Origin of the sequence: Agromyces sp. NPDC060279 (assembly GCF_042726785.1) — a bacterium.
In the GTDB taxonomy this organism is placed as follows: domain Bacteria; phylum Actinomycetota; class Actinomycetes; order Actinomycetales; family Microbacteriaceae; genus Agromyces.
Genome location: NZ_JBHXBK010000001.1, coordinates 1,724,247 through 1,745,133, shown reverse-complemented (window position 1 = coordinate 1,745,133; position 20,887 = coordinate 1,724,247). Strand labels below are relative to the sequence as shown.

Sequence of the window (20,887 nt, the reverse complement as noted above, 5' to 3'; positions counted from 1 at the left end):
GACCAGGCAAATCCTTCTGCGGCGGGAATATCGCACGCGCTCCAGAAGTTGAGTCAACTGTACTCAAGTTTCACCGGATCGACTTGACGCGTTCACCTCGATTTGCGACACTTGAGCCGTCGGGACTCAAGTCTTGACGGGGCCAGCGATGGCCGTCAGAGATGACAGAGACTTCGGCTGCGGGCCAGCACGGCCGAGCCGCGCGCTGAACCGGGGTCTCGCACAGGCGCATCCGCGCCGCCGGACACCGGTCAGCAGAAGGAGAGAAACACATGTCACGAGCAGTTGGAATCGACCTCGGCACCACGAACTCCGTGGTCAGCGTCCTCGAGGGTGGCGAGCCCACCGTCATCGCGAATGCCGAGGGCTTCCGCACCACCCCCTCGGTGGTCGCATTCACGAAGGACGGCGAGGTGCTCGTCGGTGAGACCGCCAAGCGCCAGGCCGTCACCAACGTCGACCGCACCATCTCGTCGGTGAAGCGCCACATGGGCACCGACTGGAAGACGCAGGAGATCGACGGCAAGCAGTACACGCCGCAGGAGATCTCGGCGCGCATCCTGCAGAAGCTCAAGCGCGACGCCGAGCAGTACCTCGGCGACACGGTGACCGACGCGGTCATCACCGTCCCCGCGTACTTCAACGACGCCGAGCGCCAGGCCACCAAGGAGGCCGGTGAGATCGCGGGCCTCAACGTCCTGCGCATCATCAACGAGCCCACCGCGGCCGCGCTCGCCTACGGCCTCGACAAGGGCAAGGAGGACGAGCTCATCCTCGTCTTCGACCTGGGTGGCGGCACCTTCGACGTGTCCCTCCTCGAGGTCGGCAAGGACGAGGACTTCTCGACCATCCAGGTCCGCGCGACCGCCGGCGACAACCGCCTCGGCGGCGACGACTGGGACGAGCGCGTCGTCGAGTGGCTGATCAAGCGCTTCAAGGAGTCGACCGGCGTCGACGTCTCGAACGACAAGATCGCGAAGCAGCGCCTCAAGGAGGCCGCCGAGCAGGCCAAGAAGGAGCTCTCGTCGAGCATGTCGACGAGCATCCAGCTCCCCTACCTCTCGCTCACCGAGAACGGCCCGGCGAACCTCGACGAGACGCTCACCCGCGCGCAGTTCGAGAACATGACGAGCGACCTGCTCGACCGCACGAAGAAGCCCTTCGAGGACGTCATCAAGGAGGCCGGCATCAAGGTCTCCGACATCGCCCACGTGGTGCTCGTCGGCGGCTCGACGCGCATGCCCGCCGTCTCGGAGCTCGTGAAGCAGGAGACCGGCAAGGACCCGAACAAGGGGGTGAACCCCGACGAGGTCGTCGCCGTCGGCGCCGCGCTGCAGGCCGGCGTGCTGAAGGGCGAGCGCAAGGACGTGCTGCTCATCGACGTCACCCCGCTCAGCCTCGGCATCGAGACCAAGGGCGGCATGATGACGAAGCTCATCGAGCGCAACACCGCCATCCCGACCAAGCGCAGCGAGACCTTCACGACCGCCGACGACAACCAGCCGTCGGTCGCGATCCAGGTCTTCCAGGGCGAGCGCGACTTCACGCGCGACAACAAGGCGCTCGGCACCTTCGAGCTGACCGGCATCGCGCCCGCGCCCCGCGGCATCCCGCAGATCGAGGTCACCTTCGACATCGACGCGAACGGCATCGTGCACGTGTCCGCCAAGGACAAGGGCACGGGCAAGGAGCAGTCGATGACCATCACGGGCGGCTCGTCGCTCTCGAAGGACGACATCGACCGCATGGTGCGCGAGGCCGAGGAGCACGCCGCCGAAGACAAGAAGCGCCGCGAGTCCGCCGAGCAGCGCAACCAGGCCGAGCAGCTCGCCTACTCGGTCGAGAAGCTGATCAAGGACAACGAGGACAAGCTGCCCGAGGACGTCAAGACCGAGGTCCAGGGCGACGTCGACGCGCTGAAGTCCGCGCTCGCGGGCGAGGACGACGACGCGGTGAAGGCCGCGTTGGAGAAGCTCTCGCAGTCGCAGGGCAAGCTCGGCGAGGCGATCTACGCGCAGCAGCAGTCCGAGGCGTCCGCCGGCGCCGGTGAGGACCAGAACGCCAGCGGCCAGGCATCCGACCAGGCGTCCGACGAGGACGTGGTCGACGCCGAGGTCGTGGACGACGAGGACCCCTCGACGGGACAGGCGAAGTAACCATGGCCGACGAGAACCAGAACCCCGACGAGCCGGTCATCCGCGACAAGCGGAAGATCGACCCCGAGACCGGTGCGGTTCGCGAGCCCTCGAGCGAGGCGGATGCCGCGGCCGACGCCGCGGCATCCGCCGACGAGGCCGAGCTCACGGTCGACGACATCCTCAACGCGGCGCAGGCCGAGGTTGCGGAGCCGAACGACGAGCACCTCGCCGACCTCAAGCGGGTGACCGCCGAGTACGCCAACTACCGCAAGCGCACCGAGCAGAACCGTGAGCTCGAGCGCGACCGGGCGGTCGGCCAGACGGTCGCCGCGCTGCTGCCCGTGCTCGACGACCTCGACCGGGCCGAGAAGCACGGCGACCTCGAGGGCGACACCGCCTTCGCCACGATCGCCGCGAAGCTCCGGCAGGTCACCGAGCGGCTCGGGCTGGTGCGCTTCGGCGCGGTCGGCGAGCCGTTCGACCCGCAGCTGCACGAGGCGATCTTCCAGCAGCCCGCCGACGACGTGGAGGTCGACACGGTCGCCGACGTCGTCGAGACCGGCTACCAGCTGGGCGAGGTCCAGCTGAGGCCGGCCAAGGTCGTGGTGAAGAGCCCGCAGGGCTGAGCCCCGGCAGACGGCCCCACGAGACGGGAGGAGATTCGCGCCAGGGGAGGATGGGATCGTTCGATCCGCCCTCCGCCGCAGCGAATCTCCTCCCGCTCCGTTCAGTAGATACGACAGACTTCAAGGAAAGGAGGTGCCGATGGCCAGTCAGGACTGGTTCGACAAGGACTTCTACCAGGTGCTCGGCGTCTCCAAGGACGCGAGCGACAGCGAGATCAAGAAGGTCTACCGCAAGCTCGCGCGCAAGTACCATCCCGACCAGAACCCCGGCGACGCCGCCGCGGAGGCGAAGTTCAAGGAGATCTCCGAGGCGAACGCCGTGCTCTCCGACCCCGAGCAGCGCAAGGAGTACGACGCCATCCGCGCGATGGGGTCAGGGGCGCGCTTCACGGCGCCCGGCGCGGGCGGCCAGGGCGGCTTCGAGGACGTCTTCGGCGGCATGTTCAATCAGGGCGGCGGCGGTCAGCGCTACACGTTCCAGCAGGGCGGCGACTACGACGACCTGCTCGGCGGGCTCTTCGGCGGCGGCCGCTTCGGGCAGCCCTCGGGCGGCTACCGCGGCTTCGGCGGGCCGACTCGCGGGCGCGACGTCACGGCGACGACCACGCTCGACTTCATCACGGCGACCAAGGGCGAGCAGATCACCCTGCAGACCTCCGACGGCAAGCCCATCACGGTGCGCATCCCCGCGGGCGTCGCCGACGGGCAGAAGATCAAGCTGCGCGGCAAGGGCCACCCCTCGCCCGACGGCGGTGAGACCGGCGACCTCATCCTCACCGTGCACGTGCGCAAGCACCCGGTCTTCGAACGCGACGGGCTGAACCTCCGCGTCACCGTGCCCGTGACGTTCACCGAGGCCGCGCTCGGCGCCACGATCCAGGTGCCGACCCTCGGCGGCGACCCCGTCAAGCTCCGCGTCGCGCCCGGCACTCCGAGCGGCCGCGTGCTGCGCGTGAAGGGCCGCGGCGTCGAGACGAAGAAGGGCACGGGCGACCTGCTCGCCGTCGTGCAGATCGCGGTTCCCTCGCACCTCTCGAAGGAGGCGAAGGAGGCCGTCGAGGCGCTCGCCGCCGCCCTCCCCGACGAGGACCCGCGAGAAGAACTCCTCGCCAAGGCCCGGAGCTAGCGATGGACGAGACGAGCCCGCTCTTCGTGATCTCGGTCGCGGCCGAGCTCGCGGGCATGCATCCGCAGACGCTGCGGCAGTACGACCGGCTCGGGCTCGTCTCGCCCACCCGCACGGCGGGCAAGTCGCGCCGCTACTCGATGCGCGACGTCGTGCAGCTGCGCGAGATCGCCCAGCTCTCGGCCGAGGGCGTGAGCCTCGAGGGCATCCGCCGGGTGCTCGGCCTCGAGGACGAGGTGCAGAGCCTGCGCGCCCGCGTGCGCGAGCTCGAGGCCGCGCTCGCCGATGAGATGCTGAACCGGCCGGGTCGCCGCGTGTTCGCCGCCGGCTCTGCCGGCGAGGTGGTCACGCTCAAGGCCGGCACGCGGGTGCGCCGCGAGAACGCGCTCGTCGTCTGGCGCCCCCTCGAGCACGAGTAAGAAGCCCGCGAGCAGCCGGCTCAGCGCCCCCAGGCCTCCGCGGGCGCCTCGATGACGTCATACGGCCGCGAGCTCCAGTGCGTCCCGTAGCCGTAGTGGCTCGACGCCCACGGCGAGGCCCAGATCGCCTGCGCGGTGGCGTCGGCCGAGTCGCCCCGCTGCAGCGCCGCATCGACCGCGGGGTAGCGCCCCGAGCGCAGGTTCTCCGCCGCGTAGTACGCCGCGACGACGAGGTCGGGGTAGCTGCCGAGGCCCGAGCCGCCGCCGGAGCCCTGCCCGTTGTTCAGCGGGTTGTTGCGGTTCCACCAGTTGTCGGCGCCGTTCTCCTGCCGCATCCAGCGCATCATGAACGTGACGTTCTCGTCGGTCACAGGCCAGTCGCCCTCGATCAGCACGAGCTTCGCCCAGTCCTCGTTCGTGCCTCCCGCGACGAGCGTCTCGGTGCCGGTCGAGGCGACGTAGGACTCCTCGGCCACGCCCGGCAGCACCGCGGCGTCGTGCACCTCGATCGACTGCACCGCCTCGGCGACGGTGTCGGCCGAGCCGTCGGCGACGAGGGCGACCGCCGCCGGGTCGGGGGCCGGTGAGCTCGGCGCGAGCGCGAGCCCGGCGGTCGTGCCCAGCACGACGACGGAGGCGAAGAGGGCCGCGAAGCGGCGGGCGACGGGCGGACGTGCGTCGTCGCTGCGGGGTCGCTCGCGCGCCGCCGCACCGGGGTTCGGGGCGACGGCCGGGTCGGTGGAGCGGGGGAACCGGCGGTGACGCATGCGGATGCGAGGGTAGCAAACCCGACTGGATCCCTCCAGAGCGCACCCAGTCGGCGCCGGGTAGCCTGCCGAGGTGGACTTCACTGCGCTGCGCCGGCATCCCGACGTCGAGGGGCCCGGACTCGAGGCATCCGATGCCGCCGACCGGCTGATCCTCGACGAGGCCCGGGCCGCCGTCGGGGCGCTCGCGCCCGGTGAGCTCGTCGTGATCGACGACGCTTTCGGGGCGCTCGCGCTCGGCGCGGTCGAGCTCGGCGCGCGCGACGTGCGGGTCCACCAGGACCCGATCACCGGTGAGCGCGCGCTCGCCGAGAACGCCGCCCGGCTCGGCCTCGCGCACGAGGTGCGCTCCGAGGCGTTCGGCCCGTCGCTCGTCGCCGGGGCGCGGCTCGTGCTGCTGCGGCTGCCGCGCTCGCTCGACCGCCTCGATGAGATCGCCGAGCTCGTCGCCCGGCACGCCGATCCCGACGTGGTGATCGTCGCCGGCGGCCGCCTGAAGCACATGTCGATCGCGATGAACGAGGTGCTCGGCCGCGCGTTCGCGCGCCTCGACGTGAGTCTCGCGCGGCAGAAATCGCGGGTGCTGCGGGCGAGCGAGGCCCGCGCCGAGCTGCGGCCGGCGCCCGGTGGAGCGGGAGCGGATGCCTCGACGGCCGCCTCGCCCGCACGCTGGCCGCGCCGGGAGCGGCACGACGAGCTCGGCCTCGTGGTCGTCGCGCACGGCGGCGTGTTCGCGGGCACGAAGGTCGACATCGGCACCCGGTTCCTGCTCGGCCACCTCGCCGAGGCCGTGCCCGACGCGGCATCCGCCGTGGACCTCGCCTGCGGCAGCGGCGTCATCGCGACGAAGCTCGCGCTCGCCCGACCGGGCATTCGGGTGACCGCGAGCGACCGCTCCGCGGCGGCCGCGGCATCCGCCCGCCTCACCGCGGCGGCGAACGGGGTCGGCGACCGGGTCGCGGTCGAACGCGCCGACGGCCTCGAGCTCCTCGCCGACGCGAGCGAACCGCTCGTGCTGCTGAACCCGCCGTTCCACAGCGACGCGGCGCTGTCCACGGGCATCGCGGGCCACCTCTTCGCCGAGGCCGCAAGGGTGCTGGCGCCCGGCGGCGAGCTCTGGTGCGTCTGGAACTCGCACCTGCGCTACCGCCCCCTGCTCGAACGGCTCGTCGGCCCGACGCGGCAGATCGCCAGGAACGCGAAGTTCACGGTGACGGCATCCCGGCGGGGCGCGTGACGGACGCGGGGCAGCCGGCCGACGACGAGCGGCCCGATCCGCGCCGCCTCACCTCCGTCGAGCAGCGCATCGACGCCGCCGCGCACCGCCTGCTCGCGGGCGCACCCGAGCACGGGGCGCGCGCGAAGCTGCTGGAGTTCCTGGTGTTCGGCGCGAAGCAGGCCTGGGCCTGCGTGTTCGGTGCCGCGCTGCTCGCCGTCATCGTCGCGGCACGCCTCTGGTACCCGGACGACGCCTGGCTCGCCCGCAACGACGCCCTGACCCTGGCGGCCGTCGCGATCCAGATCGTGATGCTCGCCACACGCCTCGAGACCGGCCGCGAGCTGTGGGTGATCGTGCTGTTCCACCTCACCGGCACCGCGATGGAGCTGTTCAAGACGGATGTCGGCTCGTGGAGCTACGACGGCGACGGGGTGCTCCGGATCGGGGCGGTGCCGCTGTTCTCCGGCTTCATGTACGCGGCCGTTGGCTCGTACATGGTGCGCGTCTATCGGCTCTTCGATCTGCGCTTCACGCGCTATCCGCGCCGCTGGCTGACGGCGATCGTCGCCGCGGCGATCTACGCGAACTTCTTCGGGCATCACTTCATCGTCGATTTCCGCTGGGTGCTGCTCGCCGCGGTGGTCGTGCTGTGGTGGCCGGCGATGATGCACTTCCGGGTGTGGCGGCGCGTGCACCGCATGCCGCTGCTCGTCGCGTTCGGCCTCGTCGCCCTCTTCATCTGGTTCGCGGAGAACATCGCGACCTGGGGCGGGGCGTGGCTGTACCCGGACCAGCTCGACGGCTGGCACCCCGTCTCCGCCTCGAAGCTCGTGTCGTGGTTCCTGCTCATGATCATCTCGGTGGTGCTGGTGACGTTCGTGTACCGGCCGCGGGAGCCGGATGCCCCGGCTGGGCGCTGACGGGGGTGCGCGCCCGGCGGCATCGTGTCAGGCTGGAGGCGTGACCGGGATCCTCGAAGCCACCGTCGTCGAGTTCGACGTCGACCTCGACCGCGCCACCCGCGAGGGCGCCGCGCGGTCCTGGCGCGCCATCGTGTGGGACGACCCGGTGAACCTGATGAGCTACGTGAGCTATGTGTTCCGCAGCTACTTCGGTTACTCCCGCGAGGAGGCCGAGCGGCTCATGCTGCTCGTGCACACGACCGGCAAGGCCGTCGTCGCGACGGGCAACCGCGAGGCGATGGAACGGCACGTGCAGGCCATGCACGGCTATGGCCTGCAGGCGACGGTCGCGAGGGCGGAACCGTGATCGTCGCGGGTCGCAGCGGCGAGGGCGTCCGGCTCGTGCTCGAGGCCGAGGAGGCGATGCTGCTCTCCGAGCTCGCCGATCAGGTCGACTCGGTGCTGCTGCTCGGTTCCGGCGAGGACCCGGCGATCGACCGGTTGCTGCCGAACGCGTACCCCGACGACGTCGAGGCGGCGGGCGAGTTCGAGCGGTACACCCGCGGCAGCCTCGTCGACGGCAAGCGGCAGGCGGCGCAGTCGGTGCGCGACGCCACCGACGTGAGCGACGGCCGCGACCTCGTCGAGATCGAGCTCGACGAGTCGGAGGCGTGGGGTTGGCTGACGTTCCTCACCGACCTGCGGCTGATCCTCGCCGAGCGCGTCGGCGTCACCGACGACGGCGGCTACGCCGAGGATGAGGAGCGCGACGACTACCTGCGTGCGGCGTACGAGTGGGCGGGCTTCGTGCAGGGTTCGATGCTGGAGATCCTCGACCCGATGGATGCCTGAGCTGCACCGCGCCTGAAGGGTCGACGCCCCGCGGGCTTTCCGCGCGCGTGCCGCGCATGGATAGGGTGCGAACGCGGCGTCACGGGATCGCGTCGCTCGAGCGCGACGACGGGGGACGGGCATGCGCGGACGGATGCTGAGGACGGCGGCCCTGGTCGCCGCAGGGGCGGTGCTCGCCGGCGCGGCCGCGACCACCGCGTCGACGGCGGCGTTCGCCGCCGAACCGCTCGTCGAGCCCGGCGAGGTGCCGATCATCGCCGAGTCGCTCCGCGGTGGCACCTTCCTGCCCGCCGTCGAGGTGCAGGTGGGCGAGCGCACGCTCACCCTGCTGCTCGACACCGGCTCGGAGGGGCTCGTCGTCTACCCGAACCGGCTCGAGGGCGACACCACGGTCGAGCGCACCGCGGTCGTCGCGGATCCGGACTACAACGGCGCGCACGTCTTCGGGCATGTCGCGCTCGCCGACGTCACGATCGGCGGGACGAAGCCCGCGCGACTGCCGTTCGTGCTCGCCCACCGCTGCGAACCCGTCGACTGCCTCGGCGGGAACGACGGCCTCGACGGCATCCTCGGCGTGAGCCAGGGGCTCCGCACCTGGGGCGAGGAGGGCGAGACGCGGTACCCGTGGTGGTCGGCGATCGCCCAGCTGCCCGACGGCGCCGGCGACGGCCACACCATCCGCATCGAGCACGCCCCCGCCGCGCCGGGCGAGCGGATCGGCACGCTGACGCTCGGCGCACCCCTCATTGGCGAGGCGGATGCCGTCTTCCAGCCCGCGCTCACGGGCGGCGGCGACTACCCGGGCAGCGATCACCCGATGTACGCGAAGCAGGTCGAGAGCTGCTGGTCGATCGACACGACCATGAACTGCCTGCCCACGACGGTCGACTCCGGGGAGCGCGGCTCGGTGCTCATGGGCGACTTCGGAGCCTGGGCGACGCCGGTCCCCTCACCGACGCCGTTCCCGGGCGGCGGCGCCGAGGAGATCGCGCACCTGAACGCGGGGACGCCGATCTCCTTCGCCGTACCCGGCCAGACGCCGTTCTGGACGCGGACGGTCGCCGACGGATATCGCGCCGCCGGGCTGTACCAGCCGAGCGGCGCGTCGCCGAGCGGGGAGGCGGATGCCGATGCAGATGCCGCGGCGCTCGCGGCGAGCGGCCCCTACTTCAACACCGGCAACGTCTTCTTCGTCGGCCGCTCGATCGGCTTCGACAACCTCTCCGGCCGGATCGTCGTCGGGCCGATCGACGGCCTCCCGGCCGCAGTGCAGCAGGTGAGCCTGACGGAGGGCGACCGCAGGGTCGAGGTCGACTGGACCGACGCGCAGCCCGGCGTCGAGTCCTACGTGGTGCGCCTCCGCTCGACGGCCGGCGAACCGCTCGAGGAGCGCGTGGTGCTCGGCGCCCCGGCCCCGCAGACGTTCACGGGCGTCGCCGACGGGGTGGACGTCGTCGCCGAGGTGGCCGCGGCGAACGCGGCGGGCGTCGGCCCGTGGCTGGCGTCGCCGAATGCGGCGCGGTTCCGCCCGCACCTGCCCGAGACCGGGCCGGAGGCGCTCGGCCCGGCGCTCACCGGCTTGCTCGTCGGGGGTGCCGGTCTGCTGCTGCTCGGCGCGCGCGTCGCGATCGGATTCCGCCGCCGCCGGGCGACCGCGCCCTAGAGTGGTGCCGAGCGCGGCCGGTGGTCGGGCGCGCCGCGGGGGAGGCGCCATGAGCACGACGCAGGAGCAGCCGGCCGGAGCGGCGCCCACGGGCCACGACGATCCCGTCTCGCTGCGCGCCGCGCTGCGGCATCCGGCCGAGAGCGCCGAGTCGCTGGAGTCGGTGGCGCTGCTCGCCGGCAGCGCGTTCTTCGTCGTCGGCGGGCTCGTCTCGCTCACCGTCTTCTGGGGCCGCGACCTGCCCATCGCCGGCGGGCAGGGCTCGCTCGGCGAGTTCGTCGGCATCGCCGGAGCGGTCGTCGCGGTCGTCGCCTTCGTGCTGGGCCGGGTGCTCGTGCGGCGCACCGCGAACCCCGCGCTCCGCCGCGAGATCGGGCAGGGGTTGTCGGTGCCCGGCGCCCGCCTGCACTGGTTCGACGTCACCGCGCTCGCGATCGCCCACGGCGCCATCGCTCTGCTCAGCTGGTTCGCGCTCGCCACGGTGCTCGAGTTCTGCTTCCGCGACGCCGTGGTGTTCACACTGCCGGGGGCGGCGCTCGCCGCGGTCGCGATGGCGCTGACCGGCTACGTCTGCTTCCTCTCGGCGGCGCGGATGACGCCGATGCTGCTCTCGCTCGTGCTCGCCGTGTTCCTCGTGGTCGGCGCGCTCACGAGCATGCTCTCGGCGAGCGACCCGCACTGGTGGAAGGAGAACCTCTCCGCGCTCGGCATGACGAACGACGTCTCCGCGATGGCGTTCAACCTGACGCTCATCGTGGCCGGGGCGATCGTGACGATCATCGCGAGGTACGCGACGGCGACGCTGCCGGCCGGCAACCCGCCCGATCGGCGCGGGCGCGACCTCGTGCGGATCGGGCTGATCCTCATCGGGATCTTCCTCGCATGCGTCGGGATCTTCCCCGTCGACCGCTTCTTCCTGCTGCACAACACGGTCGCGACGGGCATGGCGGTCTGCTTCGCGGCGATCGTGGTGTTCCTGCCGTGGCTCATCCGCACGGTGCCCCGCGTGTTCGTCGGCCTCGGGTACCTCTACGTCGTCGTGATCATCGTGATGGCGGTGTTCTTCGCCACCGGCTACTACAACCTGACGGCCGTCGAGCTCGTCGCGGCGTGCCTGATCTTCAGCTGGATCATCGTCTTCCTGCGCACTGCGGGGGCGGCCGGCGGCGCACCGGAGCCCTCGGTGTCGGAGCCCTCCGCGCCGGAGCGCTCGGCTCCGGACCGCTCAACGCCCGCCCGCGGCTGAGCCGAGCTCCGCGAGCAGGCGCTGCACGCGCCCCTTGATGTCGTCGCGCACGCGTCGCACGGTCTCGAGATCCTGACCGGCCGGGTCCTCGAGCTCCCAGTCCTCGTAGCGCTTGCCCGGGAAGATCGGGCACGCGTCGCCGCAGCCCATCGTGATGACCGCGTCGGCGGCGCGCACGTCGTCGGTCTGCAGCAGCTGGGGCACCGCCTCGCTGATGTCGATCCCCTCCTCGCGCATCGCGGCGATCGCCACGGGGTTGATCGCGTCGCCGGGTTCGGAGCCGCCCGATCGCACGTCGACCGCGCCGCCGGAGAGGGCGCGGGCGTAGCCGGCGGCCATCTGGCTGCGGCCGGCGTTGTGGACGCAGACGAAGAGGACGGTGGGGCGGGGATCGGTCATGGAGTCCATGCTTCCTGACTCGGGTGAACGGATGCTACGCGCAGCTCGACGGCGACGCCGGCCCGCAGCACGAGGAGCTCGCCGAGGCGGGGCCGCCGAGGTTCGACGAGCAGACGCCGGTCGCTGGGAGCACGAGCTCGACGTTCGCCGCGGCGACGCGATCGCCGGCGAGGTGGGCGACGATCGAGCGGACCTGCTCGTAGCCGGTGGCGAGCAGGAAGGTGGGGGCGCGGCCGTAGGACTTCATGCCGGCGAGGAAGAATCCGGGCTCCGGATGCTGGAGCTCGGCGAAGCCGTGCGGCCGCACGGTGCCGCAGCTGTGCAGGTTCGGGTCGATCAGCGGGGCGAGCCGCCTCGGCGCCTCGACCACCTCGTCGAGGTCGAGCCGGATCTCGCGGAGCAGGTCGAGGTCCGGGCGGAAGCCGGTGGCGTTCACGACCGTGTCGGCCGTGAGCTCCTCGAGCGCGTCGCCGCGATGCCCGATCAGCGTCGCCCGCTCGCCGTCGCGGCGGAGCCGGACGATCTCGAAGCGGTCGACGAGGCGCACCCGCCCATGCGCCACGAGCTGCTGCACGCGACCGCCGAGGGAGGCGCGCGCCGGCAGCTCATCGTCGGCCGCGGAGCTGACGCGCACCGCGGCGCTGTTCCGGATGACCCAGGTGACTGTGGTGCCGGGGGCCGTGGCCGCGAGCTCGGCGAGCGCGAGCAACGTGTTCGCGGCGGAGTGCCCGGCGCCCACGACGATCGTGTGGCGGGCGGCGAACCGCTCGCGCTCCGCGCCCAGGACGTCGGGCAGCGCAGGCGAGATGGCGTGCTGCACCTCGTCGGCGCCGAGCGGGTCGAGTCCGGAGGAGGCGAGCGAGTTCGGCGAGCGGTAGGTGCCCGAGGCATCGATGACCGCGCGTGCCCGCACCTCGCGGGCGCCGTCGGCTCCGCCGACGCGGAGGAGGAAGGCGGTGCGTTCGCGGCCCCTGGTGCGGGTGCGGTCGGCGCCGTCCCGGCTGACTCCCGTGACCACCGCTCCGATCGAGAGGTGCTCGGCGATCGCCGGGAGCGCGGCGAGCGGACGCAGGTAGGCCTCCACGAATTCGCTCCCGGTCGGCAGGGCGTCTTCGCGAGGGTGCGTCCACCCGGTGGCCTCGAGGAGTCGGCGGGATGCCGGGTCGATCAAGTGGCGCCAGGGGGTGAACAGGCGGGTGTGGCCCCAGCTCTGGATCGAGTCGGCCACCCGGTCGCCGGCTTCGTAGATCTCGAACGGGATGCCGCGCTCGACGAGGTTCGCTGCGGCCGCCAGGCCGATGGGGCCGGCGCCGATGATCGCGACGGGCAGGCCGTCGAGGGGATCGTCGTGCAGGGTCGGGGCGGTCAGCTCGACGAGGGTCACGGGTGCCTCCTTGGCATCGAAGAACATCGATGCAGCTCAGCATCCACCCTGTATCGAAGAATGTCAATATGGCGTAGAGTCGTGTCATGACCGAGATGATCGAGCTCCCCGTGGTCCAGCAGGACAGCTGCTGCGCACCGGTGGCGAGCGCGCCGATCACGCTCGAGCAGGCGGCGACCACCGCGGGCCTGTTCAAAGCCCTGGGCGATCCCACCCGCGTGCTGCTGCTCTCGATCGTCGCCGCAGCCGAGGGGCAGGAGGCCTGCGTCTGCGACCTCACCGAGCCCACCGGGCTGTCGCAGCCGACGGTCTCGCACCACCTGAAGATCCTGACCGAGGCGGGGTTCCTCAGTCGAACCCGGCGCGGCAGCTGGGCGTACTACGCCCTCGTGCCGGGCTCGCTCGATCGTCTGGCGACGGTCCTCGCCGAGTAGGCCACACCGCCCACGGACGACGACGGGGCCGGATGCCTCGCGGCATCCGGCCCCGTTCTGCGGGTCGCGCGATCAGCCCTGGTGGGCGAGCGCCTTCGCCTTGAGGAGGTCGTACTCCTGCTGCGTGATGGTGCCCGAGTCGAGCAGCGCCTTCGCCTTGGCGATCTCGTCGGCGGGGCTCGCCGAGGTGCCGGCGGCCTGGCGGATGTACTCGGCCGTGGCCTGCTGCGCCTGCACGGCGTCCTTCTGCGCACGCTCGGCCATGCCGCGGCCGCGGGCGATCAGGTAGATCAGCGCCGTCACGAACGGGAAGAAGAGCAGGAAGATGATCCAGAGCGCCTTCCACCAGCCGTTGAGCTTGTGGTCGCGGAACAGGTCGGTGATGATCGCGATGACCGCCCAGAGGTACGCGAAGAACGCGAAGATCCAGATGGTCCACCAGATGATGTCCCAGAAGCTCTGCCAGAAACTCATGAGTGAGCCCTTCCGATTCGAGGATCGCGACCGCTCGAGCGGCCGGAGGTCGCACTCGGGCTCGCATCGCAGCCAGCGCCGCGTTCCCCCCGGATGATGCTTCCGTCTGCACCATAGCGCGACACGGCGTGTCGTGTCAGTAGTCCTTCCTACGCGCTACGCTCGGCCGCAAGGGGGGATCGCATGGCGGAGTGGGTCGCGTCGCTCGACATCGACGGCTGGAGTCTGCTCTTCGCCGCCCTCGCCCTCGTCGCCGGCTGGATCCTCTCGCGGCTCGCCCGGCGGGGCGTCACCACGCTCCTCGTGCGCCTGCCATCGCTCGGCGAAGGCGTGAAGACCGCGATCGTCCGGGTCGTCGTCTACGCGATCATCCTGCTCGGCGTCGGGGTCGCGCTCGGCTTCCTCGGCGCCTCCGTGCAGCCCCTGCTCGCGATCGCCCTCATCGTCGGCGTCGTGCTGATCCTCGTGCTGCGCGGCATCGCCGACAACTTCGCCGCCGGCGTCGTGCTGCAGACCCGGCGGCCCATCGAGGTCGGCGACGTGCTCACAAGCGACGACATCGAGGGCGAGGTCGTCGAGCTCAACGGCCGCGCGGTCGTCGTGAAGACCTTCGACGGCCGCCTCGTGCACCTGCCCAACGGCACCGTGCTGCAGCAGCCGCTCGTCAACGAGAGCGCGCACGGCGCCCGACGCAGCGAGGTCGAGGTGCGTGTCGGCGGCGCGGCCGACGGGATGCCGGAGGCCATCGCCGAGGCGGTGCGCGCCGTCGACGGGGTGCACCAGCGCGAGCACGTCGACGTGCTGAGCCGCAGCCGCTCACCCGAGCGCCAGGTCTACGGGTGCGGTTCTGGCACCACCCCAAGCACGGCACCACCGTCAGCTCCGCCGTCGTCGACGCGCTCGCCGCAGCGTTCGCCGAACGAGGCATCCCCGTGACCGTGACGAGCGATCCGCCCGCCGCACCGCTCACCCCGCCGTTCGAGATCTGATCGGCCCGATCGGAAGGAAGCGAGCATGCAGGTCACCCCCGCCGCCGGGGCATCGGGCTCGCCCACGGTGCGTCAGCTCCTGCTGCTCTCGATCCCGGCGCTCGCCATCGGCGTCGCCTCCGCCGTCGTGCTCTGGCTGGTCGACCTCCTCGCCGAGCAACTGCACGTCGTGCTGTGGGAGGCGCTGCCCGGCGTCTTCGGTGCGGACGCCGCGACGCCCTGGTGGATCCTCGTCGTGCTCACCGCGACCGGCGCGGCCGTGGGCCTCGTGGTGCAGTTCGCCCCCGGCCACGGTGGCGCCGACTCGGCGACCACCGAGCTCGATGCGGCCCCCATGCCGCTGTTCGTCGTTCCCAGCCTGCTCGTCGCCGTCGTGCTCGGGCTCGCCGGCGGCGTCAGTCTCGGGCCCGAGAACCCGATCATCGCGATCAACACGGCCATCGCGGTGGCCCTGCTCGCCCGACTCGCCAAGGCGGTGCCGCAGCAGCTCGTGGTGCTGCTCGCGAGCGCGGCGACGATCGGCGCACTGTTCGGCACGCCCGTCGCGGCGGCGCTCGTGCTGACCGGCGCGGTCGCCGCGGTCAAGAGCGGCGGCGCGCTCTGGGACAAGCTCTTCCTGCCGCTCGCCGCAGCCGGCGCCGGCGCGGTGACGATGCACCTGCTCGGCGGCGCGTCGATCTCGTTCACGGTGACGCCCATGGGCGAGGTCGAGCCGGTGTTCCTGCTCACCGGCCTGCTCGTCGCGGCGGTGTCCGCGTTCGCCGGCATCCTCGCCGCCTGGGCGCTGCCTGCCGTGCATCGCGCATTCCACTCGATGCGGCATCCGCTGCTCTACACGACGCTCGGCGGGCTCGTGCTCGGGGTGCTCGGCATGATCGGCGGGCCGATGACGCTGTTCAAGGGGCTCGAGCAGACCGGCGAGCTCATCGAGCACCCGGAGCGCTACGGGGCGGGCCAGCTCGCGCTCTTCGCGGGCATCAAGCTCGTGGCGCTCGTGATCGCCGCGGCCGCCGGGTTCCGCGGCGGCCGCATCTTCCCCGCCGTGTTCATCGGCGTCGCGATCGGGCTGCTCGGCTACGCCCTGATCCCCGGCCTGCCGCTGTCGCTCGCGATCGCCTGCGGCGCGCTCGGCATCGTGCTCGCGGCGACCAAGGACGGCTGGATCGCGATCTTCGTCGGCGTCGCTCTAGTCGGGGACCCCCTGGTTCTGCCACTGTTGTGCGTGATCGTGCTGCCGGTCTGGCTGCTCGTGACGAAGGCGCCGGAGCTCGTGGTGCACCCGTCGGAGCGGCCCGGGACCGTGGCCCCGCCGGCGGCGTCGTGAGGGGGGATCACGTGCAGCGACCGCTGGCCGGGCTGACGCGCCGCAACCTCGTCCGCGAGCTCGTCGCGGGCGTGACGCTCATCGCCATCGCCATTCCGCTGAACATCGGCTACGCCCAGATCGCGGGGCTGCCGGCGACCGCGGGGCTCTACGCGCTCATCGTGCCGACGATCGTCTACGCGCTCACCGTCTCGAGCCGGCAGCTGATCGCGTCGCCGGATGCCGCGGCCGCCGCCCTCGTCGCGAGCTCCATCGGCGGGCTGGCCGTGGCCGGCAGCGACGACTACGCGACGCTCGCCCTCGCGCAGGCGATCCTCTGCGGCATCATGTTCCTGCTGCTCGCGGTGTTCAAGCTCGGCTTCCTCGCGAACTTCCTGTCCAAGCCGATCCTCGTGGGCTTCGTCGGCGGCCTCGCCCTCGACATCCTCGTCAGCCAGATCGCGAAGATGCTCGGGGTGAAGATCGACTCGGGCGGCGAGTTCGTCGACAAGGTGGCCGGCCTCGTGACCGGCCTCGGCACGACGAACCTGATCTCGCTCGCGATCTCCGTGCTGTCGGTCATCGTGCTGCTGGCCGGCAAGCGCTTCCTGCCCGCCGTGCCGTGGGCGCTCGTCGTGCTCGTCGTCGCGACGGTCGTGGTCGTGCTCGCGAGCCTCGACGACGCCGGCGTCTCGGTGCTCGGCGAGGTGCCCGCCGGTCCGCCCGCGCTGACCTGGCCGGTCATCGACTGGACGACGTGGCTCATGCTCATCCCCTCGGCGATCGCGCTCACGCTCGTGACGACGGCCGAGGGCCTGCTCGTCTCGCGCTCCTACGGCGAGAAGCGCGGCTACCCGACGAACCCGAACCGCGACCTCTTCGCCTTCGGCCTCGGCAACCTCGCCGCGGGCGCCTCGGGCAGCTTCGCCGTCGGCTCCTCGACCTCGCGCACGGCCGCGATGGACCAGGCGGGCTCGCGCACGCAGCTGCCCTCGCTCGTGCTCGCGGTGGGCACCCTCCTGCTGCTCCTGTTCGGCACCGCGCTGCTCGCCGACATCCCGAGCCCGGCGATCGGGGCGATCGTCGGCGTCGCGATCCTGCCGCTGCTCGGCATCCGCGACTTCGTCGGACTCTGGAAGGCCGACCGCTTCGAGTTCGTCGTCGGCGCGGTCTGCTTCCTCGTGACGCTCTTCATCGGCTCCATTCCGGGCATCGTCGTCGCCTTCGTGCTCGCGCTCGTGAACCTCGCGAAGCGCGCGGCGAACCCCGCGATCGACGTGCTCGCCTCGAGCGGCGAGCCCAGCGACTCGCTGCTCGACGAGGCGCCGAAGGGGCAGGTCACCGCGCCGGGCGTCGTCGTCGTGCGGCTCGCGGCGCCGCTGTTCTTCGCGAACGGCTCCGTGTTTAGCGACGCGGTGAAGCGGTCCGTCGAACGCGCGCGGGCGGCCGGGAACGGGCCGGTCCTCCATGTCGTCGTCGACATGGAGGCGGTCACCGACGTCGACGTGACCGGCGCGGAGAGCTTCGAGGCGCTGCTGGTCTGGCTCGAACGCGAGCGCATCGACCTCAGCTTCAGCCGGGTGCGCCCGGATGCCAGGGCACGGCTCGCGCAGCTGGGCCTGCTCGGCGATCGAGCGACGTACGAGACCAACCGCGCGGCGCTCGCGGCGCTCGCCGGGGAGACGGTGCACGACACCACCGAGCACGGCGGCGTCTGAGCCGCCGTCACCGAAACCAGCAAGGGACCGGGGGGACCAGATGGGAACGCAGCAGGACGCGACGAGCATGAGCGAGCAGGAGCTCGCCGAGGCGGTCGAGCGGCTCAGCACACCCGACGAGCTCGACACCCCGTTCGGGCGGATCGAGCTCTTCGACGGGGTGCCGCGCGAGGCGAGCGTCGCGACGCTCTACGACGGCCTCGATCTGATGCGGGCCGCCGAGGCGTTCCTGAACGCCATGCCCGGGGCCTCGCTCGTCGCGATGCGCCGCGGCCTGCGGGCTGCGGGCCTCACGAGCCCGGAGATCATCGGCATCACCGACCCGCGCGCGAACTCCGGCGGGATCTACCTCACACCGAACACCGAGACGACCTACGGCACGACGTTCCTCGACCTGCGGGCGTGGGGGCCGACCGTGATCGAGGCGCCGCCCGAGTCGCTCTGCGTCGTCGACGACTTCTGGTTCCGTTACGTCGCCGATATGGGCATCCCGGGACCCGACCGCGGGGCCGGCGGCTCGTACCTCTTCCTCCCGCCCGGCTACGACGGGGAGCGGCCCGAGGGGTATTTCACCTTCGAGAGCCCGACGTACACGAACTGGGTCGTGCTGCGCGCGCTCGGCGGTGTGCCGGCGATGAAGCAGACCCGCATCTACCCGCTCTCCGAGGCCGACGCCCCGCGCGAGAACGTCTTCGTCAACGTCGCCGACGCGAAGATCAACACGGTGCACTCGAACGACGCGGACTTCTTCCGCGAGATCGACGAGCTCGTGCAGGAGGAGCCGGTCGAAGCGCTCGACGTGGAACGCGCGGGACAGCTCGCCGCCCTCGGCATCGTGCACGGGCAGCCCTTCGCCCCCGATGCGCACCGGCTCGATCTCCTCGACCGGGGCGCGAAGCTCGGCGCCGCGATCGCCCGCGCACTCGTCTACAAGCCGCGCGACCCGGCCACCTTCTTCTGGGAGGGCGTCTCCTGGAAGAACGCCTTCGTCGGCGGCAGCTCCGAGTTCCTGCGCAACGGCGCCCGCCTCCTCGACGCCCGCACGCAGTTCCACTACTTCGCGACCGTGATCACCCCGGCGATGGCGCACGCGCAGGTGGGCGCGGGTTCGGCCTACGCCTACACGGCGGAGGATGCCGAGGGGCACGTGCTCGACGGCGGGGCGACGTACTCGCTCCGCGTGCCGGCGAACCCGCCCGCGAAGAACTTCTGGTCGATCGACCTCTACGACACGCAGACCCGCTCGCTGCTGCAGGTGCCCGCGACGCCGTACCCGGCGCTGTCGAGCCTCGCCGGCACCCTGCAGGCGGAGGAGGACGGCAGCCACGTGCTCTGGTTCGGCCCGACGGCGCCCGAGGGGCGCGAGTCGAACTGGATCCAGACCGCGCCGGGCAAGAGCTGGTTCCCGATGCTGCGGCTGTACGGCCCGCTCGAGCCCTGGTTCGACAGCAGCTGGCGACTGCCGGAGCTCGTGAAGGAGGCGGCCGCGTGAACGGGGTCATCGGCGGCATCCTGCCGCTCGCGCTGGGGATCGCGATCAGTCCGATCCCGATCATCGCGGCCATCCTCATGTTGCTCTCGCCGAAGGCGAAGGGCACGAGCGTCGGCTTCCTGCTCGGCTGGGTGCTCGGCATCGTGGTCGCGGTCGTCGTGTTCACGCTGCTCGGCTCGATCATCCCGGCCTCCGACCCCGACGCCTCGAAGCCGATCGCCGGCACCATCCAGATCGTGCTCGGCGTGCTGCTGCTCCTGCTCGCGCTGAAGCAGTGGCGCTCCCGGCCGAAGGGCGACGCCGAGCCGCCGATGCCGAAGTGGATGGCGGCGATCGACCAGCTGACGGCCGTGAAGGGCGCCGGGCTCGGCTTCCTGCTCTCCGCGGTGAATCCGAAGAACCTGCTCATGGCGGTCGCGGCGGGCGTCGCGATCGGCACGGGCGGGCTGAGCGGCGGGGAGGCGACGCTCGCGATCGTGATCTTCACGGTGATCGCCGCATGCTCGGTCGCGGTGCCGGTCGTCGCCTACCTCGTCGCCTCGGCGAAGATGGCGGGACCGCTCGAGTCGCTGCGGCACTGGCTCGTGCACAACAACGCGACCGTCATGGCCGTGCTGCTGCTCGTCATCGGCGTGGTCGTCATCGGCAAGGGCATCGGGCAGTTCTGATGGCCGACGGCGGGCTCGCGCACGGCACGCGCGTACTGCTCACCCTCGCGGCCGCGGTCGTCGTGTTCGCCGGGGTGTGGTTCGCCCGTGACGTGCTCGCGCCCGCCGCGGTCGCCGCCGTGGTCGTGATCATCGCGCACCCCGTGCGCTTCCCGCTCGAACGCCGCGGCTGGCCGAGCTGGCTCGCGACGACCGCGGTGATCGTGGTCGCCTACCTGATCCTCGCGGCGCTCGCCGCGCTGCTCGTCGTCGCCTCCGCCCAGTTCGTCGCGATGCTGCCGGACTACGCCGACGAGCTGCAGCGCACCGCGACGGAGATCGCCGGCTGGCTCGAATCGCTGGGCGCGACGGATGCCACGGCCTCCGCTGCGGCATCCGCCCTGCACCCCGAGACGCTCGTGCCGATCGCGGCCTCCATCGCCGATGCGGTGCTCGGCTTCGCGACGGCGTTCTTCTTCGTGCTGGCCTACGTGATCTTCATGGCGGCGGATGCCTCGGGCTTCCGCCGCGGCGGGGCGGCCTTCGGCGGCGGCGCGGGCGAGGGCATCGCGGGCCGCTACTTCACCGGCGTGCGCCGCTACTACGTCGTGAACGCGAGCTTCGGCGCCGTGGTCGCGGTGCTCGACGGGCTGCTGCTCTGGGCGCTCGGCGTGCCGGCGCCGCTCGTGTGGGCGATCCTCGCCTTCGTCACGAACTTCATCCCGAACATCGGCTTCGTGATCGGCGTGATCCCGCCCGCGGTGCTCGCGCTCGTCGTCGGCGGCTGGCCGCTCGCGCTCGTCGTGGTGCTCGCGTACAGCGTCATCAACGTGGTGCTGCAGGTGCTCGTGCAGCCGAAGTTCGTGAGCGACGCCGTGGGACTCAGCCTCACGCTGACGTTCTTCTCGGTCGTGTTCTGGGCGCTCGTCATCGGGCCGATCGGGGCGATCCTGTGCATCCCGCTCACGCTGCTCGTGCGGGCGCTGCTCGTGGAACCCGACCCGGGCGCCGGCGTGCTGCGCCGATTGTCGGGGGTTCCGCCGGAACGCGAGCGGGCCTAGGCTCACGTGCGCAGCGGCTCAGGCTGCT

At 71.7% G+C, this 20,887-nt stretch carries 21 protein-coding genes; 17 read left to right on the top strand and 4 right to left on the bottom strand.

Features of this window, described 5'->3' with window-relative positions; all coding sequences use genetic code 11:
• The first annotated feature begins 272 nt into the window (after window positions 1–272).
• From dnaK to ACFWE1_RS08280, 4 genes are all read left to right on the top strand, one after another.
• The gene (dnaK, locus tag ACFWE1_RS08295) at window positions 273–2,156 is read left to right on the top strand and encodes a molecular chaperone DnaK (RefSeq protein ID WP_376932973.1); all 1,884 of its coding nucleotides are present in this window, start codon (window positions 273–275) and stop codon (window positions 2,154–2,156) included.
• A gap of 2 nt (window positions 2,157–2,158) precedes the next feature.
• The gene (locus ACFWE1_RS08290) at window positions 2,159–2,764 is read left to right on the top strand and encodes a nucleotide exchange factor GrpE (RefSeq protein WP_376932972.1); all 606 of its coding nucleotides are present in this window, start codon (window positions 2,159–2,161) and stop codon (window positions 2,762–2,764) included.
• Between the two features lie 139 nt (window positions 2,765–2,903).
• Window positions 2,904–3,890, top strand: a complete 987-nt coding sequence (locus ACFWE1_RS08285; protein ID WP_376932971.1) for a DnaJ C-terminal domain-containing protein — start codon at window positions 2,904–2,906, stop codon at window positions 3,888–3,890.
• Window positions 3,891–3,892: 2 nt separating this feature from the next.
• Window positions 3,893–4,309 (top strand): heat shock protein transcriptional repressor HspR, encoded by a 417-nt coding sequence (locus tag ACFWE1_RS08280; protein ID WP_376932970.1) that lies wholly within the window; start codon window positions 3,893–3,895, stop codon window positions 4,307–4,309.
• Window positions 4,310–4,329: 20 nt separating this feature from the next.
• Here the strand turns inward: ACFWE1_RS08280 and ACFWE1_RS08275 are convergent, their stop codons facing one another.
• Entirely contained in the window at window positions 4,330–5,076 is a 747-nt protein-coding gene (locus ACFWE1_RS08275) for a hypothetical protein (protein ID WP_376932969.1), read from the bottom strand.
• 73 nt (window positions 5,077–5,149) lie between these two features.
• Between ACFWE1_RS08275 and ACFWE1_RS08270 the strand changes: the two genes are divergently transcribed.
• The 6 genes from ACFWE1_RS08270 (at window position 5,150) to ACFWE1_RS08245 (ending at window position 10,958) form a co-directional block, all read left to right on the top strand.
• Window positions 5,150–6,313, top strand: a complete 1,164-nt coding sequence (locus ACFWE1_RS08270; RefSeq protein WP_376932968.1) for a class I SAM-dependent methyltransferase — start codon at window positions 5,150–5,152, stop codon at window positions 6,311–6,313.
• The gene (locus tag ACFWE1_RS08265) at window positions 6,310–7,215 is read left to right on the top strand and encodes a DUF817 domain-containing protein (RefSeq protein WP_376932967.1); all 906 of its coding nucleotides are present in this window, start codon (window positions 6,310–6,312) and stop codon (window positions 7,213–7,215) included. The genes ACFWE1_RS08270 and ACFWE1_RS08265 overlap by 4 nt, the downstream gene beginning before the upstream one ends.
• A gap of 40 nt (window positions 7,216–7,255) precedes the next feature.
• Window positions 7,256–7,564 (top strand): ATP-dependent Clp protease adapter ClpS, encoded by a 309-nt coding sequence (gene clpS / locus ACFWE1_RS08260; protein ID WP_376932966.1) that lies wholly within the window; start codon window positions 7,256–7,258, stop codon window positions 7,562–7,564.
• Complete coding sequence (locus ACFWE1_RS08255; protein ID WP_243570096.1) at window positions 7,561–8,049, top strand: DUF2017 family protein; 489 nt, start codon at window positions 7,561–7,563, stop codon at window positions 8,047–8,049. The genes clpS and ACFWE1_RS08255 overlap by 4 nt, the downstream gene beginning before the upstream one ends.
• A gap of 133 nt (window positions 8,050–8,182) precedes the next feature.
• Window positions 8,183–9,712, top strand: a complete 1,530-nt coding sequence (locus ACFWE1_RS08250; RefSeq protein WP_376932965.1) for a hypothetical protein — start codon at window positions 8,183–8,185, stop codon at window positions 9,710–9,712.
• A 49-nt stretch (window positions 9,713–9,761) separates the two neighbouring features.
• Window positions 9,762–10,958 (top strand): DUF998 domain-containing protein, encoded by a 1,197-nt coding sequence (locus ACFWE1_RS08245; protein WP_376932964.1) that lies wholly within the window; start codon window positions 9,762–9,764, stop codon window positions 10,956–10,958.
• Here ACFWE1_RS08245 and ACFWE1_RS08240 read toward each other — a convergent pair.
• Together ACFWE1_RS08240 and ACFWE1_RS08235 are read right to left on the bottom strand one after the other, a co-directional pair.
• Window positions 10,938–11,357, bottom strand: coding sequence for an arsenate reductase ArsC (locus ACFWE1_RS08240; RefSeq protein ID WP_376932963.1), 420 nt, complete (start codon window positions 11,355–11,357; stop codon window positions 10,938–10,940). The two genes, ACFWE1_RS08245 and ACFWE1_RS08240, sit on opposite strands and share 21 nt — an antisense overlap.
• A gap of 34 nt (window positions 11,358–11,391) precedes the next feature.
• Window positions 11,392–12,741 (bottom strand): NAD(P)-binding domain-containing protein, encoded by a 1,350-nt coding sequence (locus ACFWE1_RS08235; RefSeq protein WP_376932962.1) that lies wholly within the window; start codon window positions 12,739–12,741, stop codon window positions 11,392–11,394.
• Between the two features lie 86 nt (window positions 12,742–12,827).
• On the opposite strand from ACFWE1_RS08235, the gene ACFWE1_RS08230 reads away from it, so the two are divergent.
• Entirely contained in the window at window positions 12,828–13,175 is a 348-nt protein-coding gene (locus tag ACFWE1_RS08230; protein WP_376932961.1) for an ArsR/SmtB family transcription factor, read from the top strand.
• A gap of 72 nt (window positions 13,176–13,247) precedes the next feature.
• Here the strand turns inward: ACFWE1_RS08230 and ACFWE1_RS08225 are convergent, their stop codons facing one another.
• Entirely contained in the window at window positions 13,248–13,649 is a 402-nt protein-coding gene (locus ACFWE1_RS08225; protein ID WP_189084125.1) for an SHOCT domain-containing protein, read from the bottom strand.
• Between the two features lie 183 nt (window positions 13,650–13,832).
• Here ACFWE1_RS08225 and ACFWE1_RS08220 point away from each other — a divergent pair, with 183 nt between their 5' ends.
• The 6 genes from ACFWE1_RS08220 (at window position 13,833) to ACFWE1_RS08195 (ending at window position 20,859) form a co-directional block, all read left to right on the top strand.
• Window positions 13,833–14,585 carry a mechanosensitive ion channel family protein gene (locus ACFWE1_RS08220; RefSeq protein ID WP_376932960.1) on the top strand — a complete coding sequence of 251 codons (753 nt, stop codon included), beginning with the start codon at window positions 13,833–13,835 and terminating at the stop codon, window positions 14,583–14,585.
• Window positions 14,586–14,663: 78 nt separating this feature from the next.
• Complete coding sequence (locus ACFWE1_RS08215) at window positions 14,664–15,962, top strand: ion channel protein (RefSeq protein ID WP_376932959.1); 1,299 nt, start codon at window positions 14,664–14,666, stop codon at window positions 15,960–15,962.
• Between the two features lie 11 nt (window positions 15,963–15,973).
• Entirely contained in the window at window positions 15,974–17,659 is a 1,686-nt protein-coding gene (locus ACFWE1_RS08210; protein ID WP_376932958.1) for a SulP family inorganic anion transporter, read from the top strand.
• Window positions 17,660–17,699: 40 nt separating this feature from the next.
• Complete coding sequence (locus ACFWE1_RS08205; protein ID WP_376932957.1) at window positions 17,700–19,151, top strand: DUF1254 domain-containing protein; 1,452 nt, start codon at window positions 17,700–17,702, stop codon at window positions 19,149–19,151.
• Entirely contained in the window at window positions 19,148–19,819 is a 672-nt protein-coding gene (locus ACFWE1_RS08200; protein WP_376932956.1) for a GAP family protein, read from the top strand. The genes ACFWE1_RS08205 and ACFWE1_RS08200 overlap by 4 nt, the downstream gene beginning before the upstream one ends.
• Window positions 19,819–20,859 carry an AI-2E family transporter gene (locus ACFWE1_RS08195; protein ID WP_376932955.1) on the top strand — a complete coding sequence of 347 codons (1,041 nt, stop codon included), beginning with the start codon at window positions 19,819–19,821 and terminating at the stop codon, window positions 20,857–20,859. Before ACFWE1_RS08200 ends, ACFWE1_RS08195 begins: the two co-directional genes overlap by 1 nt.
• Window positions 20,860–20,887: the final 28 nt, after the last annotated feature.

What these genes read in the sequence shown, in the direction of transcription:
- ACFWE1_RS08215 (WP_376932959.1), top strand. Translation starts at nt 14,664, where the DNA reads ATGCAGGTCACCCCCGCCGCCGGGGCATCGGGCTCGCCCACGGTGCGT.
- dnaK (WP_376932973.1), top strand. Translation starts at nt 273, where the DNA reads ATGTCACGAGCAGTTGGAATCGACCTCGGCACCACGAACTCCGTGGTC.
- ACFWE1_RS08225 (WP_189084125.1), bottom strand. Translation starts at nt 13,649, where the DNA reads ATGAGTTTCTGGCAGAGCTTCTGGGACATCATCTGGTGGACCATCTGG.
- ACFWE1_RS08240 (WP_376932963.1), bottom strand. Translation starts at nt 11,357, where the DNA reads ATGACCGATCCCCGCCCCACCGTCCTCTTCGTCTGCGTCCACAACGCC.
- ACFWE1_RS08285 (WP_376932971.1), top strand. Translation starts at nt 2,904, where the DNA reads ATGGCCAGTCAGGACTGGTTCGACAAGGACTTCTACCAGGTGCTCGGC.
- ACFWE1_RS08250 (WP_376932965.1), top strand. Translation starts at nt 8,183, where the DNA reads ATGCTGAGGACGGCGGCCCTGGTCGCCGCAGGGGCGGTGCTCGCCGGC.
- ACFWE1_RS08230 (WP_376932961.1), top strand. Translation starts at nt 12,828, where the DNA reads ATGACCGAGATGATCGAGCTCCCCGTGGTCCAGCAGGACAGCTGCTGC.
- ACFWE1_RS08290 (WP_376932972.1), top strand. Translation starts at nt 2,159, where the DNA reads ATGGCCGACGAGAACCAGAACCCCGACGAGCCGGTCATCCGCGACAAG.
- ACFWE1_RS08275 (WP_376932969.1), bottom strand. Translation starts at nt 5,076, where the DNA reads ATGCGTCACCGCCGGTTCCCCCGCTCCACCGACCCGGCCGTCGCCCCG.
- ACFWE1_RS08195 (WP_376932955.1), top strand. Translation starts at nt 19,819, where the DNA reads ATGGCCGACGGCGGGCTCGCGCACGGCACGCGCGTACTGCTCACCCTC.
- ACFWE1_RS08245 (WP_376932964.1), top strand. Translation starts at nt 9,762, where the DNA reads ATGAGCACGACGCAGGAGCAGCCGGCCGGAGCGGCGCCCACGGGCCAC.
- ACFWE1_RS08280 (WP_376932970.1), top strand. Translation starts at nt 3,893, where the DNA reads ATGGACGAGACGAGCCCGCTCTTCGTGATCTCGGTCGCGGCCGAGCTC.
- ACFWE1_RS08220 (WP_376932960.1), top strand. Translation starts at nt 13,833, where the DNA reads ATGGCGGAGTGGGTCGCGTCGCTCGACATCGACGGCTGGAGTCTGCTC.
- ACFWE1_RS08205 (WP_376932957.1), top strand. Translation starts at nt 17,700, where the DNA reads ATGGGAACGCAGCAGGACGCGACGAGCATGAGCGAGCAGGAGCTCGCC.